15 protein-coding genes are annotated in these 15,986 nt (G+C 69.7%); 3 read left to right on the plus strand and 12 right to left on the minus strand.

The features are described 5' to 3' along the window. The first annotated feature begins 4 nt into the window (after window positions 1–4). Window positions 5–409, plus strand: coding sequence for a hypothetical protein (locus tag ABD830_RS22055; protein ID WP_344990286.1), 405 nt, complete (start codon window positions 5–7; stop codon window positions 407–409). Between the two features lie 112 nt (window positions 410–521). Here ABD830_RS22055 and ABD830_RS22060 read toward each other — a convergent pair whose 3' ends face one another. Next, entirely contained in the window at window positions 522–1,283 is a 762-nt protein-coding gene (locus tag ABD830_RS22060; protein WP_344990289.1) for a hypothetical protein, read from the minus strand. 10 nt (window positions 1,284–1,293) lie between these two features. Continuing rightward, window positions 1,294–1,884: a matrixin family metalloprotease gene (locus tag ABD830_RS22065; RefSeq protein ID WP_344990291.1), complete on the minus strand. Its 591-nt coding sequence runs from the start codon at window positions 1,882–1,884 to the stop codon at window positions 1,294–1,296. Between the two features lie 138 nt (window positions 1,885–2,022). On the opposite strand from ABD830_RS22065, the gene ABD830_RS22070 reads away from it, so the two are divergent. Then, window positions 2,023–3,042: a hypothetical protein gene (locus tag ABD830_RS22070; protein ID WP_344990293.1), complete on the plus strand. Its 1,020-nt coding sequence runs from the start codon at window positions 2,023–2,025 to the stop codon at window positions 3,040–3,042. Window positions 3,043–3,239: 197 nt separating this feature from the next. On the opposite strand, the gene ABD830_RS22075 is transcribed toward ABD830_RS22070, so the two are convergent. The 5 genes from ABD830_RS22075 to ABD830_RS22095 form a co-directional block, all read right to left on the minus strand. Continuing rightward, window positions 3,240–3,608 (minus strand): DUF8094 domain-containing protein, encoded by a 369-nt coding sequence (locus tag ABD830_RS22075; protein WP_344990296.1) that lies wholly within the window; start codon window positions 3,606–3,608, stop codon window positions 3,240–3,242. After that, window positions 3,580–3,885: a hypothetical protein gene (locus tag ABD830_RS22080; RefSeq protein ID WP_344990298.1), complete on the minus strand. Its 306-nt coding sequence runs from the start codon at window positions 3,883–3,885 to the stop codon at window positions 3,580–3,582. Before ABD830_RS22080 ends, ABD830_RS22075 begins: the two co-directional genes overlap by 29 nt. Before the next feature lie 124 nt (window positions 3,886–4,009). Beyond that, the gene (locus ABD830_RS22085; protein WP_344990301.1) at window positions 4,010–7,369 is read right to left on the minus strand and encodes a putative Ig domain-containing protein; all 3,360 of its coding nucleotides are present in this window, start codon (window positions 7,367–7,369) and stop codon (window positions 4,010–4,012) included. A 17-nt stretch (window positions 7,370–7,386) separates the two neighbouring features. Next, window positions 7,387–7,752 (minus strand): hypothetical protein, encoded by a 366-nt coding sequence (locus tag ABD830_RS22090; RefSeq protein ID WP_344990304.1) that lies wholly within the window; start codon window positions 7,750–7,752, stop codon window positions 7,387–7,389. A 450-nt stretch (window positions 7,753–8,202) separates the two neighbouring features. After that, on the minus strand, window positions 8,203–8,475 hold the full coding sequence (locus tag ABD830_RS22095; RefSeq protein WP_344990306.1) for a hypothetical protein: 273 nt from the start codon (window positions 8,473–8,475) through the stop codon (window positions 8,203–8,205). A 485-nt stretch (window positions 8,476–8,960) separates the two neighbouring features. On the opposite strand from ABD830_RS22095, the gene ABD830_RS22100 reads away from it, so the two are divergent. Further along, on the plus strand, window positions 8,961–10,169 hold the full coding sequence (locus ABD830_RS22100) for a cytochrome P450 (protein ID WP_344990309.1): 1,209 nt from the start codon (window positions 8,961–8,963) through the stop codon (window positions 10,167–10,169). 6 nt (window positions 10,170–10,175) lie between these two features. Here the strand turns inward: ABD830_RS22100 and ABD830_RS22105 are convergent, their stop codons facing one another. From ABD830_RS22105 to ABD830_RS22125, 5 genes are all read right to left on the minus strand, one after another. Continuing rightward, window positions 10,176–11,183 carry an NAD-dependent epimerase/dehydratase family protein gene (locus ABD830_RS22105; protein WP_344990312.1) on the minus strand — a complete coding sequence of 336 codons (1,008 nt, stop codon included), beginning with the start codon at window positions 11,181–11,183 and terminating at the stop codon, window positions 10,176–10,178. Window positions 11,184–11,281: 98 nt separating this feature from the next. Then, window positions 11,282–12,556: an aspartyl protease family protein gene (locus ABD830_RS22110; protein WP_344990314.1), complete on the minus strand. Its 1,275-nt coding sequence runs from the start codon at window positions 12,554–12,556 to the stop codon at window positions 11,282–11,284. 93 nt (window positions 12,557–12,649) lie between these two features. After that, window positions 12,650–13,342, minus strand: coding sequence for an aspartate/glutamate racemase family protein (locus ABD830_RS22115; protein WP_344990317.1), 693 nt, complete (start codon window positions 13,340–13,342; stop codon window positions 12,650–12,652). Window positions 13,343–13,378: 36 nt separating this feature from the next. Beyond that, window positions 13,379–14,758, minus strand: a complete 1,380-nt coding sequence (locus tag ABD830_RS22120; RefSeq protein WP_344990320.1) for a UDP-N-acetylmuramoyl-tripeptide--D-alanyl-D-alanine ligase — start codon at window positions 14,756–14,758, stop codon at window positions 13,379–13,381. Continuing rightward, window positions 14,755–15,711: a D-alanine--D-alanine ligase family protein gene (locus tag ABD830_RS22125; protein WP_344990323.1), complete on the minus strand. Its 957-nt coding sequence runs from the start codon at window positions 15,709–15,711 to the stop codon at window positions 14,755–14,757. Before ABD830_RS22125 ends, ABD830_RS22120 begins: the two co-directional genes overlap by 4 nt. Window positions 15,712–15,986 lie beyond the last annotated feature (275 nt).

The raw sequence follows: 15,986 nt of genomic DNA on the forward strand, positions 1-15,986 counted from the left end.
GAAGATGCCCACCCTCGAACAGGCCATCGCCACCTTCGGCGTCACCGTCGACGAGCACCTCGACCGGCAGGCCGAGATCCCCGTCCTGTCCGGCCTGCAGTTCCAGGGCGATGTCGCCGTCGTCCCGGTCAACCGGGACCCGGCCCGCACCCCCGTCCCCGAGACCGGCGTCCCGATCGTCCGCGGCCAGGCCGAGGCCAACACCCATCTCCTGGTCGCCACCGGCAAGGCGTTCTTCACACCGGAGCGCTTCGGCGGCGGATTGGTGCTCGGTGTGCTGACCGTCGCGGAGGATGCCACCGCCTATCTCGCGCACCCCGAACACGCCTTCACCGGCATCGCCCCGGGCACCTACGAGCTGAGGCGCCAGCGCGAGCAGGCCGACCAAGCCCGGCTCGTCGCTGATTGACGGAACGTCGGAGCCTGGGTCACCCGGCAGGGCGCCCCAAGGAGGGGCCGGCACGGCGCGAGGCGCCCCTCGGGAGCAACGTCGCGCCGCTTCGGCCCCTCCTGGCAGCGTGTCAGCAGGAGGACTGGTCTGTCGCCGTGCCCGTCGCGCAGGCTGACTGCTGGGCGCGGCCACGGAGCTGGGCCAGCGTCGTACCGCCTGCCCCTACGCTTCTCGTCTGCGCGCCACCGCCGAGGAGCTGGGCGGCACGCTCCCTGTCGGCCAGCGGGGCGATCAGCGGCGTGCCGGGCTTCTCCTCGATGAAGACGCCCTGGCCGATCGGGAGCTGAACGTTCGCCTGGTATGCCTGGGCCGCCTGCGAGGCGGGCCGCCGCCTGGCTCGGTCGAGGGCGCTGTCGACGTAGAAGATGCCGCGCCCGGCCGTGCCGAGGGACGCGCGGAGCCCGTCGAGCGTCGTACCGGCGGGCTGCTCCATCCTGAGCCGGATCTGGCCCGAGGCGAAGCCGCGACCGAGCTTGCCCGCGTGGACCTTGTCGACCTTGATGACGACGCTGGCCCAGCGGATCGCCGCCTCCGCGCTGTCGTAGGGCACGACCCGTGGCGTGACCGAGTCGTCGCCCGAAGCGTAGGCGATGCCCGGCTCCACGCCGACGACCGTGCCCTCGACGATCGCGGCGGCCGGGCGGAACACGCCGGACGGCTTGGCACCCGGGGTGACGTCGTCGAGGGAGTCGAAGAGGTACTCGCCGGTCCCGCTGTCGGCGTGGAGCTGGGACCAGAAGGAGGGGGTCGCCGGCTTCGTGGCGGGCGCCTGGGCGCAGCCGCCGACGACGGCGAAGGCGGCGACGGCCGTGAGGAGCTTGAGGTGTCTCATCGCCTGTCTCCTAGTAACGGCCGTTGATGTGGGCGACGTCATGCGTGCCGTACTTGGTGACAGTGTGGGAGCCGGTACGCAGGCAGGAGCCGGACTCGGTCGAGTGGTCGAGGCCGATCGTGTGCCCGATCTCGTGGCAGGCCAGCGCCTGCCGCTGGGTGGTGCTCATCCAGTCGATGTCCTTCAGGTCGTAGCGGACCTCGTACTGGTCGCAGCGCCAGGCCTGGGTGCTGTCGGCCGGCGGGATGTTCTTGACGCATTTCGAGTAGGCGAAGAGGTTGTAGCCGGTGCTGGAGCCGTCCCAGTCCAGGTCCCAGTAGTCGACGTAGTAGCGGTCGAACGACTCGACGTCCGTGCTCGGGTCGGGGGTGCTGTCGTAGGCCACGGTCATGTCGGTCTGGGAGTCCAGGTTCAGCATGGCGGCCTTGGCCGCGCTCTTGGTACGCGTCTCCAGCGTCTCGGAGGTGTACCAGTGCTTGGCGTTGTCGGCGAAGGGGCAGCAGCCGTTCTCCGAGCCGAACCCGTTGGCGCCGGCGGGAGCGGCCGTCACGGTGACCGCCGCCGCGATGATGAGCGCCGACAGTAGCATTCTGTAAGACATGTGATCCTAAATAAGGACAAAGGGACGCCCGATATCTTGCCCGCAAGTCACGCGGCGATCAAGCGGGCGTCAGGTGCGCCAGGTGCACGGGTGGAAACCCGGTGGCGGAAGCGGGCGACGAGAGCCGATGATGCCATCGTGCGGACGGCACCTCCCTCCATCGCCCCGGCTCGTGAGATCGCCTGCGACGAGTCGGGCTGGGAGGGCGCCAACCTCGTGGCCGGGAGCTCGGACGTCATCGCGTACGCCAGTGTGCGACTGAGCGTCGACGCGGCCACGGAGTGCCTGCGCGAGCTCAGCGGCCGCACCGGGCACGCGAAGCGGGAGTTCAAGGCGTCACACGTGCTCCGCGCGGATCGACGGTCCACGGTGAAGAGGCTGCTCGATCCGGCCGGGCCCATCCATGGCAATGCCTTCGTCCATCTCACCGAGAAGGCCCACTTCGTCGTCGGCAGACTCCTCGACCTCGTCCTCGGGCAGTCCGCGGACACGGCGAGCGCCGGTGTGGTCCCCGATCGGCGGCTCACCGGACTGGCGACCACGCTCAGCCGTGAAGGCCCCGAAGCGTTCGGCCGTGATCGGTGGCAGGCCTTTCTGGCGGCGTCCAATGCCGTCCTGCGGACGTGGAGACCCCGGAACGTGCGCGAGCCCGTGGACGCGTTCGTCCATCTGGTCGAGACGCTCGCCGACATCGACGGAAGCGGCCGCGCGGGCGCGATTCTCGACGAGCTTCGACGGGAGAGATCGGCTGCCTACGCGGCGCGGGCCCGGCTCATCGAGCACCGCGTCCTGCAACCGGCTCTGGAACCGTTGATCCCCGCCCTCGCCAGGACCGTTCTCCACTGGAGCCGGGGCGGCGGGACCGATGTGTCGATCGTGCACGACGAGCAGTCCGCTCTGACCGAGCGGCGCATCCGGCGGCTTGAGCGGCAGCTCCTGCCACCGGGCCGCCGCCTCCGTTTCAGGCAGGTGGACTCGCGCACGGATCCGCGGGTCCAGGTGGCCGATGTGCTGGCCGGGGTCGCTCGGAGGCTCGCCTCCGACGAACTCCGCGGCCGCGGTGACAGAGAACTCGGTGAGTCGCTGCGCGCCTACATCGATCCGGCCTCCTGCTGGTCCGACGAGCGGAGCTGGTCCAGCCTCGGCCCGCCGCGCTGAACCGTGCCGTCCACGACGGGGGCTTGACGGATCGTCGTTCAGGAACCGGTGGCACTCAGGTAACCGTTCCGGGTCCAAAGAATCTTGACCTTGCCCGTGGACTTCGGCACGACGGCGAAGTACATCGAGGCCCTCTTGTACACGGCCTTGTCGTGGAAGGTCTTACCGTTGCTCAGGCGTCTGCCTATGGAGCCGCTCTAGAACGTCATCCCGGGCGCGCCGGGGCGGGCGGTATAGGTGTCGGCCTCTGTGATGCCGTACCAGACCAGCGCACTTCCAGAGGCGGTGCGCAGCGCGTACGACTCCTGGGCGGGCTGGGTGTTGCGCTGCAGGTTCCAGCCGCGAGGCAGGTGCTCCCGATCCCGCTTGCGCACATCGGCGTCCCAGGTGAAGACATTTCGCAAGATGAGCCGGTTGGCACGCGGGTCGTCTCCGGCGGTGACCAGCAGACGCGCGTACGTCGTGGCGAGTTCCCGAGGCGAGACCACGAGCCCCGCACGCTCGTCCGGGGCGAGGACGGTGGCGAAGCCGTCCTCGTCACGTGCCGGCGTGGGGAGCTTGTCCAAAGTCGCGGAGTCGGCCACCATGCGCCATCCGGCCGGCGTCTGTTCCGCCCTGACGCATCGCTTCCTTCTCCGCGCGGTCCCAGCGGGCAAGGATCTGCTTGGCCTCCGCCGCGGTCACGGTCTCCGCCTCCTGCGGAGACGCGGACGTGACGGCTCCCCGCTTCTGCCCGGACGGGAACGGGGTGGAGGGTCCACCGGTCGCTCCCTGCCCGACCAGGCCGCAGGCGGCGGTGACGGGCAGGACGAGCAGGAGGCATAACGGGCGTTTGATGGTCATGGCTGGCTCCGTGTTGTGATTGCCTCCTTGTACGCGGTCCTCATCCGCCCGAGTTCAGCCTGTACGGGTGCCATGCCCGTTTGGTTAGAAAGGTTGCCGGCAGGTCGGCTGACCGCCCCTCAGCTCATGTACGCCACGTGACCTGGTCGAACACGGCGGTGGCCAGGACGTCCTGGCTCCCGGAGGTCACGGCCAGGCCCGCGTAGTACGGGGCGTCGCCGAAGCCCGCCAGAGTGTCCTCCCCCACCGTCGTCCAGGTCTCGCCGTCGCCCGACACGGAGGCGGTGAAGACCAGGCCGGCGCGCCGCAGCCGCAGCCACAGCGGGGCACCGGAGAACGACGGGCCGTTCACCGCCGCCGCGCTGCCGGCCACCTTGGCCCGCCTGATCAACTGGCACACGCCGCTCCCCCCTGCGGTCACCACCGTGCCGGCCATCAGGTCGAAGGGATTGAGGGACTTCGCCATCACCACCCCGACGCGCCCGGGTGCGCCGGTCGGCCGGGTCAGCCGGGCGGTGAACTCCGCGTCCCCGGCGAGCGGCACGTACGCGAACTGGGCGCTCGCGCCCTGCCCGTTGACGTTGAGATCGGCGCCCGCGCCGCGCACGATGAAGACCCCGTCGTCGTGATGGGTGATCCCCGGCATGCGGACGCTCACCACACCGTACGCGCCGAGGAGGCGCTCGTCGTGGACCACGTCGCCGAGGTCGCGGTACGCCCAGGGGCCGGGTGGGGCGGCGGCGACGGTCAACGCGAGTACCGCCGTGCCCGAGCCCTTCGCGTTCTCCGCCGTCAGCCGGACGGAGTACTCGCCCCCCGTGGCCGGAATGCCGGAGAGGACACCGGTTCGGGGATCGAGGCTCAGCCCGTCGGGCAGCCCCGTCGCCGTGAACCGTACGGGGTCGCCCGTCGCGCGCACGACAAGGCGGAACGGCCGTACGGCGTTGCCGTACGCGGTCTTCGGGACGGACAGCGCGGGAGCCCCGGACGGCTCGGGCATCCGGGTGCTCACCGGGCGCGAACGCGGCCCCGTTCCGGCCGCGTTCGCGCGCGCGACGACGTAGTGGTACGTGTTCCCGGGCACGCCGGTGGCGTCCCTGAACCGGGCCCGGGTCCCGAAGCCGACCGGCGCGACGCCGGTGGCCAGCACCCGGTACGGGCCGCGCTCGGTGTCCCTGCGCCACACCGTGTACCGCCCGGACAGGTCGTCGTCGCGCCACTCGAGCTCGATCGCGGAGTCGTCGCCTGTCGCCCGTACCTCGCTCACGCCGCTCTGCGGCTCCGGGACCGACCAGCTGGTGCCCCGAGCCTGGATCGTCACGTTGTCGAAGCACGCCGTACCGGTCTCCGCATAGTCCTCCGCGACCCCCAGGCACGAGGTGAAGGCGAGCCCCACCAGAGCGTGCTCGCCCAGTGGCAGTTCGTCCGCCCCCACCTTCGTCCACTCGTGTCCGTCCGGTGAGATCTCTCCCGTGAGGAGCGTTCCCTTGCGGGTGATCCGCACCCAGTAGGGCATCCGTAGCCGGTAGCCGTCACCGGCGGCCTCCACATACGGGCATTCCAACGGCGTCGCCGACTCGGGCAGCGGCCCCAGCTCGGAGATCGGGAAGGCGGCGTTCGTGGTGATCGACGGGCGCTGCGACGGCGGCACGGGCAGGGAGCCGGTGCCGCGCGTGGTGCCGCCGGGCTTGGCCCGTACCGTCCACACCCCGCTCCAGGCGTGCAGCGGCAGGCCCTGCAGCAGCATCGCCGCGTGCGGGGCCCCCGCTTCCAGCGAGCCGCGCACCATGACGCCCACCTGGGAGTACTGCGAGCTGAGCGGGTATACGACCCGGGCCGTGACGGCGCCGTCCCCCGACAGCGGCAACCAGGCGAAGCGGAAGGAGTCGGCGTCCGCGGCGATTCCGGTGCCGCCCGCCTCCATGGTGATGCGCTCGCCGTCGTACCCCGTCGAGCCCTTCGGCCGTGCCTCGCCGATGTCATCGGTATGCCACGGAGCGGGCAGTCCGCGGGCGGCCACGACGGGCAGCGACCGAGGCCCGGCGCCTTGTCCGCCCGCCGCCGCGACCGTGTACGCGTACGCACGGCCGGCGGCCGTGGTGCGGTCGGTGTACGAGGTCGCGGTGAGCCCGTCCACGAGCAGCGTGTACGCGTCGGAGCCCGGCTCCTTCCGCCACACCGCGTAGGTCCGCGCCCCGACGACCGCCGGCCAGACCAGGTCGATCCCCGCCTCTCCGGCCGCCGCCGTCACACCTGCGGGAGCGGTGGGCGCCGCCGGCATGCCGGAGCCGCGTTCCGTACCGGCGAAGGTGAGGGTGCCCCATGACGGGTGGTCGTCGTCGTAGCCCTCGACCACGCGTGTCCCACCCGCACCCCGGAAGATCACCTTCTCGGTGCAGGGGGCCGACTTGCCGAGGCGTCCCACATAGTGGGCGTACGCCATCTCCCACAGGGGCCGGAACACTCCGCGCTGCCGGTCGGAGACGGCCGTCTTGATGTATTTGCCGGTGCGGTCGAGGTCGGCTGTGAACGGCACGGAGTCGTCGCCGAGGTTGTAGCGGGCGAAGTACTCGAAATTGGCGAGGATCCGGTCGCCGGCGAAGCCGAAGAGGTCCACGCCCTGCTGCCAGGCGACCTGGGCCGCGTCCGCGAGCAGGCCGACCGCGAGCTGCTCGTGGGGCTGGTCGCGACCGGACTCCTGGCCCTGCCCGGCGGCGGTGACGATGCGGTGGAGCACGGAGCCGTTGCCGGCCCCGGCCGTCGCGAACCGCATGGCATCCTCGAACATCACCCGGTCGTCGCAGAACACCGCGATGGCAAGGACCGTGCGGAGTGCGGCGAGGTCCCAGTTGCCGTTGGCGTACAGGCAGTAGCCGGACACCGCCGGGTACCAGACCTCGGCAAAGGAACCGGCGCAGCGCCGCACCGACGCCTCAGGCCAGCCGTCGTAGCCGCTGTGCCGGAGGATCTCGGCGGCGTTGACGAGCTTGAAACCCTGGAGTCCTGCGCCGAGCTGCCCGTCCGCGCCGGTGATGCCGGTGAGGGAGGCGGCCCAGGCATCGAGGATGTCGCGGGCCTTGTCGGCGTGGCGGACATCGCCGGTGATCGCCCACATCAGGGCGTTCTGGTACGCGGCGGCCGCGTCGGCGGCGGCCTGGTTCGCGAAGTTGGTGGGACCGCGGCCCCAGGTCGTGATCTGTCCGGTGTTCTGGACGGCGTAGGTGTGCTGGGAGCGGGCGTGAGCGGCCATGGCGGCGAAGCCCGAGGCGATCGGGTCGCGTCCGGCCGCGACCGCGGAGCTCATCCGGTCCAGATCCGCGCGGGAGTGGAGCAGCCCGGGATGCGCGAACGCCTTTTCCGCGGTCGACGCTTCATCCGTGTCCAGGGCCCACGCGGGCGTGGCGGATGCGGGCAGCAGCCCGCTTCCCGCCACGGCCGCCAGCCCCGCCGCACCGAAAAACGACCGTCGGCTGAGGGGAAGCACAGACGACTCCTTCTTGCTCAGACGGGGTGCGACATGGTGAGGGTGAGCGTCTTCGTCGCCGTGCCGTTGATGTCGAGGGTGGCGACCGAGGTGTTCCGGACGATGCCGGAGCCCGTCTTCTCGTTGATGATCTTCGTCAGGCCTCGGAGGACAGGTACCGGTTGCCATCGGCCGTTCGGAGTACGCGCCTTGACGGAGAAACTCGCGTTGGCCGGGGCTCCGGCCGGGACGGGGTACACCACGAGCCGGTCGGCTGCCTCGGGCCTGTCGTCCGCGTTCGCGGTGCCAGTCACCGTGCTGATCAGGGAGTATGCGGCGGCGGTGGTGTCCGCGGCCTGGATGAAGGTGCGCCGGGTGAGCCCGTTGCCGTGGGGGTCGGTCATTGGGGGGTTTCCTTGCCGGGTAGAAACCGTTCTCTAGATCTGGTGTAGGTATATCGCGGATGTCTCACGAAAAGAAACCGCTTGACCAAGACCGTCTCACCAGCTAGGTTCCAGGCCTGTGCGCGAAGCCCGACCGAGGGGAAACCGCCCCGCTCCGCAACCGCCACCCATTTCCGAAACCGGTGTCTACATCCACACAGGCATGATCATCGCTGAGCCTGGTGAGAGTCGCCCCGCTTCGCTCAATCGCCTCTTGTCAATGGCCGAATGATGCGTGGCGCCGCCGGTGGCCAGGTTGAGGTCCCCGGGTTCCCATGGGTCGAAGGGCCGGGGTGAGCCGATGCCGAGCGCGATGAGGCCGTGGAACGTGCCCGCGCCGTCCGGTCCGACGGCGCAGCGGAGGCGGCGACGTCGAACTTTGCTGCAGGATTCGCACCTGCGACCGTCAGATCAGACCTCCGGCCGCCGATCGCGGCCTGGGTGAGTTAACCGATCCGTTCGTGGCCGGTGCACGAAGTCGTTGATCGAGCGGAGGTTGAGCTGTCTCCCGACGTTGTGACCGGGTTCGTTGGCGGTGGCCTCCTTGGGTGCGTGGCCGTCGAACGCGATTTCCAGACGCCAGCCGTCACGCTGCAGGATGACCGTGGGGCCGGAGGATCGCGGGACGGTCTGCACGTCCCAGCCGTGTCGGTGCGCTCGGTGGGCAAGTGCGTGTGGATTCACCGATTCGTACTCCTTGTTCGAACGGGTTTCCAGCGGAGTTGGCCTACGGACTGTCAGGGGGCGGATGCGATGGGTAGGCGGTTGGTTGATGCCCTCTATCGAGGGGACGATCGGAAGTCCGGTTTCGGTTCCATCGCGAGCTTTGATGGCGGACCACGTGCTCGCTCAAGGGACGGGTCTGCACCTTCCCGCTCGAACACGCTGCACACGCCCCCGCAAGTGCTCGGGCGCCGGGCCGAGGGCCGGTTCAGCAGGCTGCGCTACCGCAAAAACGGAAAAATGCACCACTAGTAATTTCCGGACCGCAGATTTAGCATCGGCGCTACCTGAACAGACACATCTGCCAACACTCGGGACGCACGATCGCTCCCCGGCCCCTGCTGCCGGTTGCTCGCTATCGGCGACGCTGCAATGGGCGCAGCCGACCATCGCCGCCATTTCCGATTACCTCGCCGGGTGGTGTCCGGCTCGAACGGGAAAGCGCAATGAGTACATCCGAGCACGACACAACCCCGACGCCGACCTTCCCGATGGTGCGGTCCTGCCCGCTCGCACCGCCGGACGAGTATCAGCGGATGCGTGCCACCGCGCCGGTCGTCCGAGCCACCCTGCCCAACGGCGCACCGGTCTGGGCGGTCACCCGCCACGCCGAGGCGCGGCAGATCCTCAGTGACCCGAGGATCAGCTCGAACACCGGACGCCCCGAACGGCCGCGTGGACCCGACGACGATCGCCCCGACGACGGCTTCTTCGTCGATATGGATCCGCCTGAGCACAGCCGGTTCCGGCGGTTGCTGATCTCCGAGCTCGGCGCCCGTCCGATGGACGCCATGCGGCCGGCGCTCCAGCGAATCGCCGATACGGCCATCGACGAGTTGCTGGCGGCCGGGGCGCCCGCCGACCTCGTCGGCATGTACGCGCGCCGGGTCCCGTCGCGGGTCCTCTGCGAGTTGTTCGGCATCCCGGCCGGCGACCACGAGTTCTTCGAGTCGCGGCTGCGGATGTTGTCCGTCACGAGTATGAACCCGAGTGTGGCGGCCGAGGCGTCCAGAGACGTTCGCGGCTATCTGCGGGAACTCATCAGCAGCGCGGAGCGCGAACCGGACAACGGAATGATCCGGCGGCTGGCCGCCAGACACCTGCCCACCGGCGAGCTGACCACGGACGAGCTGATCAACATGGGCTTTCTCATGCTGCTCGCGGGTTACGACTCACCGGCGAATACGATCTCGCTGGGCGTACTCACGCTGCTGCGGCACCCGGCGCAGCTCGCCGCGTTGCGCGCCGACCCCGGCCTGCTGCCGGGCGCGGTCGAGGAGCTGCTGCGCTTCCACTCGGTGCAGGACTGGGTCAGCTTCGACCGGATCGCGGCCGACGACCTCGATATCGGCTCTGCGCGGATCCGCGCCGGTGATCGTTTGACGGTGCTGGCCGCATCCGCCAACCGTGATGCGCTGGCGTTCGAGAACCCCGACGAGTTCGACATCCGCCGGTCCGCCCACCACCACGTCGCCTTCGGCTACGGGATACACCAGTGCATCGGCCGCAACCTCGCCCGCGCCGAGCTGCAGATCGCCTTCGGCACGCTGCTGACCCGGATGCCGACGCTGCACCTGGCGATCGGGGTCGAAGACTTGCCCTTCGCCGACGATGCCCCGTTCTTCGGGCTGCACGCGATGCCTGTCGCCTGGTAGTGCCGCCTACGCGCCGGCGACATAGGCGTCCTCGGCCGCATAGGGGAACCAGACGTCGGGGCCGTGGCGAGCGATCAGATCAGGGAAGACGTCCTGCCAGCTGCCGCCGCCCGCCTCGGCCACGGCCACGGCGGCGACGGCCCATTCGATGTCCTGGCGCAGCGCGTCGTCGTAGGAGACGGCATGGCGGTACCCGAGCTCAGCACGGGCCCTGTCCATACTGAACACGATCGGCTCCGGCACATTCCACGGGTTGAAACCCAGCCCGTCCGGACGCGACGGGCCCGGGAAGGTGACGATCTCTGTCTCGTGGCCCATGACAGCGAAGATCCTGGCGCCGATCTCGGCGACGGTCAGCGGGTCATCGGCGATGTTGAGGACCCGGGCCGCCGGGTGCTGCGCGCACAGACAGATCAGCTCGGCGACGTTCGCGACCGCCGAGGTGGGGAACCGGCTCTGCCCGTCCTGGGCGAGCACGACGTGCGGCCGCTTGTCCAGCGCCCGCTTGATGAACGACCAGTGATCCAGCGACGTGCCGTACGGGCCGTGCAGCACGCCCGTCCGCAGAATGCTGACCGGCAGGCCGGGCGTCGCCAGCAGGTGTCGCTCCAGCGCCGCCTTCCCCGCCGCATAGATGTGGGCGTCGCGCTCGACCGTCGGCCACGTCTCCGGGATCGGCACCGGCAGGCCGGGAGCCTTGTAGACCGCTCCCGTCGAGATGACCACCAGCGAGCCGACGCGGCCGGCCAACTGGGCGAGTTGCGCAGCATGGTGCGGGGCGAACGCGACCGTGTCCACGACCAGATCGTGGCCCTCGAGGGCATTGAGCAGCGCCTCGGTGTCGTTCCGGTCGACCTGGACCGACACCACCCCGTCCGGCTCCGAGGCGTCCGGACGGGGCCGGCGGTGCCCCAGGGTCACCGCGTACCCGGCCTCGGTGAGTCGGGCGGCTGTGGCCCGGCCGATCTGCCCCGTGCCTCCGATGATGAAGGCCCTTCGGTCGTGAACCGTCACCAATCGATCTTAACCCGCTGCGGTCGAAACCCCAGGTTCCTCAAGAACGAGCACCAACGCGGCCAACCGTCAGGATCACCATGGTGCGGTCGGGGTGATCAGGTGGCCTTGCCGTCGGCGATGTAGAGGTTCATGTCGGTGAAGTCGAGGGTGATGTTGTAGGGCTTGAAGAAGCAGTGGAAGAAGGCGGCTCGCACGTCGAACCCGAGGGAGGCGCGCTCGGCCTGTGGGTGCGTCTCGCAGTAGATCTCCTTGGCGGCGGCGCCGCCGAGGCGGATCTCCTTCGGGTAGCAGGGGTAGGTGACGGCTGGGTGGCTGTGGGCGAAAGTCCCGATCGGGCGGCCGTAGTCGCTGCGGATCCCCAACTGCTCGGCCGTGTCCCCGAACACGACCGCGGCCATCTCGCCCCTTCCGCCGAAGTTCACGCCCACCACCCCTGTGCCGGAGCCGGCGACGCCGGCGATGCTGCCCCTGCTGTGCAGATATTGCTCACGGGCCAGCCACAGCGGCAGGGGCTCCGCGCCCGCTCGGGTAGCGGCGGCGCGTACCTTACTGGCCGTTTCGGGGGTTCTGCGGCGCAGGATCAGCGACCGGCCCGCGTAGTCAAAGGTGGTCAGCAAGTGGTAGAAGACCCACGTGCCGATCAGGCCGTCGCTGTCGGTGTCGACATCCTCGCCCGACTCCGTCGACGACCAGCCCACGGGGACGTTGCGCAGTTCGATGCCGCCCAGCTTGAAGGAGTCCAGTATCCCGTAGTACGCCCATATGACGCCGTTCTCGTACTCGATGCTCTGACTGGCGACGGGGCTCAGCCCGGCCTCCTTGGCCACCGACGCGCGCATGCTCATACTCGGGGCGCCGGTGTAGAACGTGAAGCGCTTCGGCGGTCCGCCGTTGACCGAGGCCTCCACCAGTGGAATCGGGTCCATCTGCTGGAATGGCACCCGCGCGAGGTCGCCGTGGATCTGATACGGCTCGCCGCGGACCGCCGCGAACCATTTGGCGTAGGCTTCCTCGCCGGCCGCTTTCCAGCGTGGTGCGGACAGGGAGAATTTGTCCTGCCGGATGTAGCAGTCGGCCAGGAAGTAGTTGGCGTCCTTGTCGTCGGGCGCCAGCTCGATGGCCATCTTGAGGTACTTTTCGGCGTCGGAGAACTGGTTGGCCAGGAGCCCGACATAGCCGCGCCGGCGGGCCGCGTGCAGGTTCGTGGGGTCCTTTTTCAGGATCTCCTCGTACGCGCGGCCGGCCTGCTCGAACTTGCCCGCCTTGAACAGCGCGTCCGCGTCACCGCTGCCGGCCAGCGCCCTGGCCGCCCCGCCCAACAGCGGCGCCGTCGCGGCGGCACCGGCCAGCACCGCGGCGCCTCGCAACACCGAACGCCGATCCCATTCTCCGTCATTTACCAACGCCTTCTCCCCTTCATGATCACTTTCGTCGGAACGACCGGTGGCCTCGCGCCGGGTGTGTCAGTCGGCCAGCGCGAAGCCGGCCGCCGCCTCCGCGTGCAGCCGAGCGCTCGGCAGCACCGGGATGGCGGTGTCCTTCTCACTGATCAGCAGCTCGATCTCCGTACAGCCGAGGATGACGCCTTCCGCGCCGTCGGCTGCGAGATCATCGATGATCCGGGCGTAGGCGTCCCTGGACGATTCCCGGATCACCCCGCGCACCAGTTCGTCGAAGATCACGCGATGGACCAGTTCCCGCTGCTCACGCCGCGGGACGACCACGTCGAATCCGTGGGCGGCCAGCCGGTCCCGGTAGAAGGGCTGCTCCATGGTGAAGCGCGTGCCCAGCAGACCGACCTTGCGCATCCCCCTGGCGCGGACCTCGGCGCCCACGGCGTCGGCGATGTGCAGCACGGGCACGCTCGCGGCCCGCGCCACGTCGTCGCTCACCCGGCTGAAGGTGTTGCTGCAGATGAGCAGGACCTCGGCGCCGAGATCCTCCAATTTCCTGCCCGCACCGGTCAGCAACGTACTCACCTCGTCCCAGCGGTCGGCGAAGATGAGCTCCTCGACGGTCGTGTAGTCGACCGACCAGATGAGGCTGTCGGCGGAATGGCTGCCGCCGAGCCGCTCGCGTACCCGCTGGTTGATGATCTGGTAGTAGATCACCGTCGATTCCCAGCTCAACCCGCCGATGAGACCGATGGCGCGCATGGAACTCCGTTTCACTAGCTTGTGTCGGCAGGTAGGTCAGGCGCCGGCCAGCGCACGGGCGCAGGCACCGAGCCCGATCTCGCTGGAGGCCTTGACGAACACCACGTCGCCCGGTTCGAGAAGCGCGGTGGCCAGCTTGATGGCACCGGCCACGTCCTCGACGGTATGGACGGCCACGCCCTGGTTCGATGACGCCGCCGCCCACGCCATCGCGAGCGGATCCCCTGCTCCGACGGCGATCAGCACGTCGAAGCGGAGATCGGCGACGAGCCGGCCCATCTCCGCGTGCCGGGCGCGGGAGGCGTCCGCCTGCTGCCCCATCGCGCCGAGCACGGCGACGGTACGACGGGTGCCGGCCAGGGCCTTGGCAGCCCGCAGCCCGGCCCGCATGGATTCGGGGTTGGCGTTGTAGGCGTCGTTGACGACGGTGATGCCGTCAGGTCGTTCGACGATCTCCAGCCGGCCCGCGGAGCGCCGCCGCGCGGCGTTCAGCCCATCGGCGATCTCGGCGACGCCCAGGCCGAGTGCGGTGGCGACGGCGGCGGCGGCCAGGGCGTTGCTCACCTGGTGCTCGCCTAGGAGGTCGAGCTCCACCTGGGCGCGGCCGGAGGGCGTCACCAGCTCGAACGCCGTACGCGCCCGATCGTCCATCCGCACGTCCTCGGCTCGCACCTGCGCCTTCGCCGATCTGCCGTACAACAGGATCCGGGCCCTGGTGCGGCCGGCCATGCCCAGGACGTACGGGTCGTCGGCGTTGAGCAGGGCGAACCCGTCCGCCGGAAGTGCCTCGACCAGCTCGCCCTTGGCCTCGGCCACGTCGGCGAGCCTGCCTCCCATGCGCTCCGCGTGTGCGGTGCCGACATTGAGCACCAGCCCGACCTGCGGCGGTGCGAGGCCGGTGAGGTACGTCAGGTCGCCCTTGCGGCCCGCGCCCATCTCCAGCACCAGGTACCGGGTGGTGGCGTCGGCACGCAGCACGGTGAGCGGCAACCCGAGCTCGTTGTTGAACGACCTGTCGGTGGCGACCGTCGCCGCGTGCCGTTCGAGCACCTGGGCCAGCAGGTCCTTGGTCGTGGTCTTGCCGACGGAGCCGGTCAGGCCGATCACGGTCGGGTTGATGTGTTCGAGCAGGTGCCTGGCCAGCAGGCCGATCGCGAGCTGGACGTCCTCGACCACGAGCGCGGGCACGCCGACGGGCCTTGAGGCCAGCACGGCGACGGCGCCGCCCGCGATGGCACCGGCCGCGTAGTCGTGACCGTCGACGTTGGCGCCGCCCGTCGCGACGAACAGGCCGCCGGGCGCCACCTCGCGGGAGTCCACCGCCGAGGGGGCCGTCACCGGCGCCTGCGGGTCGCGCACGTCGTGCAGGCTCGCGCCGACGACCTGCGCGATCTCGTTCAGCGTCATGGGGATCATGAGCCGCTCCTGGCGAACGCCAGGTCGATGAGGCGGCGCAGCAGGTCCGGGTACGGGACGCCGCTCGCGCCCCAGGCCCTGGCGTAGACGGAACGGGAGGTGAAGCCGGGCATGGTGTTGATCTCCAGCACGTACAGGCGTCCCGTGTCCTGCTCATAGAGGAAGTCGACACGGGACAGGCCGTAGCCACCGATCGCCCGGAAGGCGCGCAGGGACAGCTCACGCACCTCCTCGGCCACCCGCTCAGGCAGCGCGGCGGGAATGGTGGCGATCTCGGCCCGGCTGAGATACTTGGCCTCGTAGTCGAGCCAGTCACCGGGCACGATGAGCTCGCCGGGCACCGAAGCATCCGGCGTGTCATAGCCGCCGAGCACGCCGCAGATGACCTCGCGTGCGGTCACACCCTGCTCGACGACCACCACCCGGTCGTAGGTCAGCGCCAGCTCCACGCCCGCGCGCAGCTCCTCCATGGAGGTGACCCGTGAGATGCCGATGGAGGAGCCCATGCCGGCCGGTTTGACGTACATCGGCCAGTCGAGCGACTTCACCAGACCCCAGGGGTCGGTGGTGGTGCGCCATTCGTGCTCGGTGAACCACACATGCGGGGTGACCGGAATGTCCTCCGCCAGGAACGTGCGCCGCATCGCGACCTTGTCCATCGCCACGGCAGAGGCCAGCACGCCGCAGCCCACGTACGGGATGCCCAGCGTCTCCAGGTGACCCTGGACGACGCCGTCCTCGCCGAACGGCCCGTGCAGCACGGGGAAGACCACGTCCACTTGATCGCGTCGTAACTCCACCGGCCACCTGCCCTGCCGGTCGATGATCACGGCGACGGGCTCGTACAGGTCCCTCGGCAGAGCATCGAGCACAGCCTGCGCCGACTGCAGCGACACCTCATGCTCGGCGGACGGCCCACCCGCCAGCACAGCCACGCGCACGCGTTCAGTCACGATCAATCAGCCTTCCTCAGTGGCACGGAGACAGCCGGACCCACCACTGGGGGAACGGGCGCCGGTCAGACCCCATCCACTGTCGGCCGACCGTATCCCCGCCTCGTCAGCGCCGTGTCATGGTTGTGTCACGGCCGCTGATTGAGGCTTTTGCCGGATCCGCCATCATCCGCGACCGGAGAGTGTCGTGGGACATGGGCCTTTGAAGCAGATTCCTTGGTCAAGTCATGGATGAACGGCCGCCTGTTACGGAATCCTTGAGCAGGCGAGAACGC

Source organism: Nonomuraea helvata, assembly GCF_039535785.1.
Classification (GTDB): domain Bacteria; phylum Actinomycetota; class Actinomycetes; order Streptosporangiales; family Streptosporangiaceae; genus Nonomuraea; species Nonomuraea helvata.

Coding starts and splice junctions, on each gene's coding strand:
- ABD830_RS22055 (WP_344990286.1), top strand. CDS start 5: ATGCCCACCCTCGAACAGGCCATCGCCACCTTCGGCGTCACCGTCGAC.
- ABD830_RS22060 (WP_344990289.1), bottom strand. CDS start 1,283: ATGAGACACCTCAAGCTCCTCACGGCCGTCGCCGCCTTCGCCGTCGTC.
- ABD830_RS22065 (WP_344990291.1), bottom strand. CDS start 1,884: ATGTCTTACAGAATGCTACTGTCGGCGCTCATCATCGCGGCGGCGGTC.
- ABD830_RS22080 (WP_344990298.1), bottom strand. CDS start 3,885: ATGACCATCAAACGCCCGTTATGCCTCCTGCTCGTCCTGCCCGTCACC.
- ABD830_RS22090 (WP_344990304.1), bottom strand. CDS start 7,752: ATGACCGACCCCCACGGCAACGGGCTCACCCGGCGCACCTTCATCCAG.
- ABD830_RS22100 (WP_344990309.1), top strand. CDS start 8,961: ATGAGTACATCCGAGCACGACACAACCCCGACGCCGACCTTCCCGATG.
- ABD830_RS22115 (WP_344990317.1), bottom strand. CDS start 13,342: ATGCGCGCCATCGGTCTCATCGGCGGGTTGAGCTGGGAATCGACGGTG.
- ABD830_RS22120 (WP_344990320.1), bottom strand. CDS start 14,758: ATGATCCCCATGACGCTGAACGAGATCGCGCAGGTCGTCGGCGCGAGC.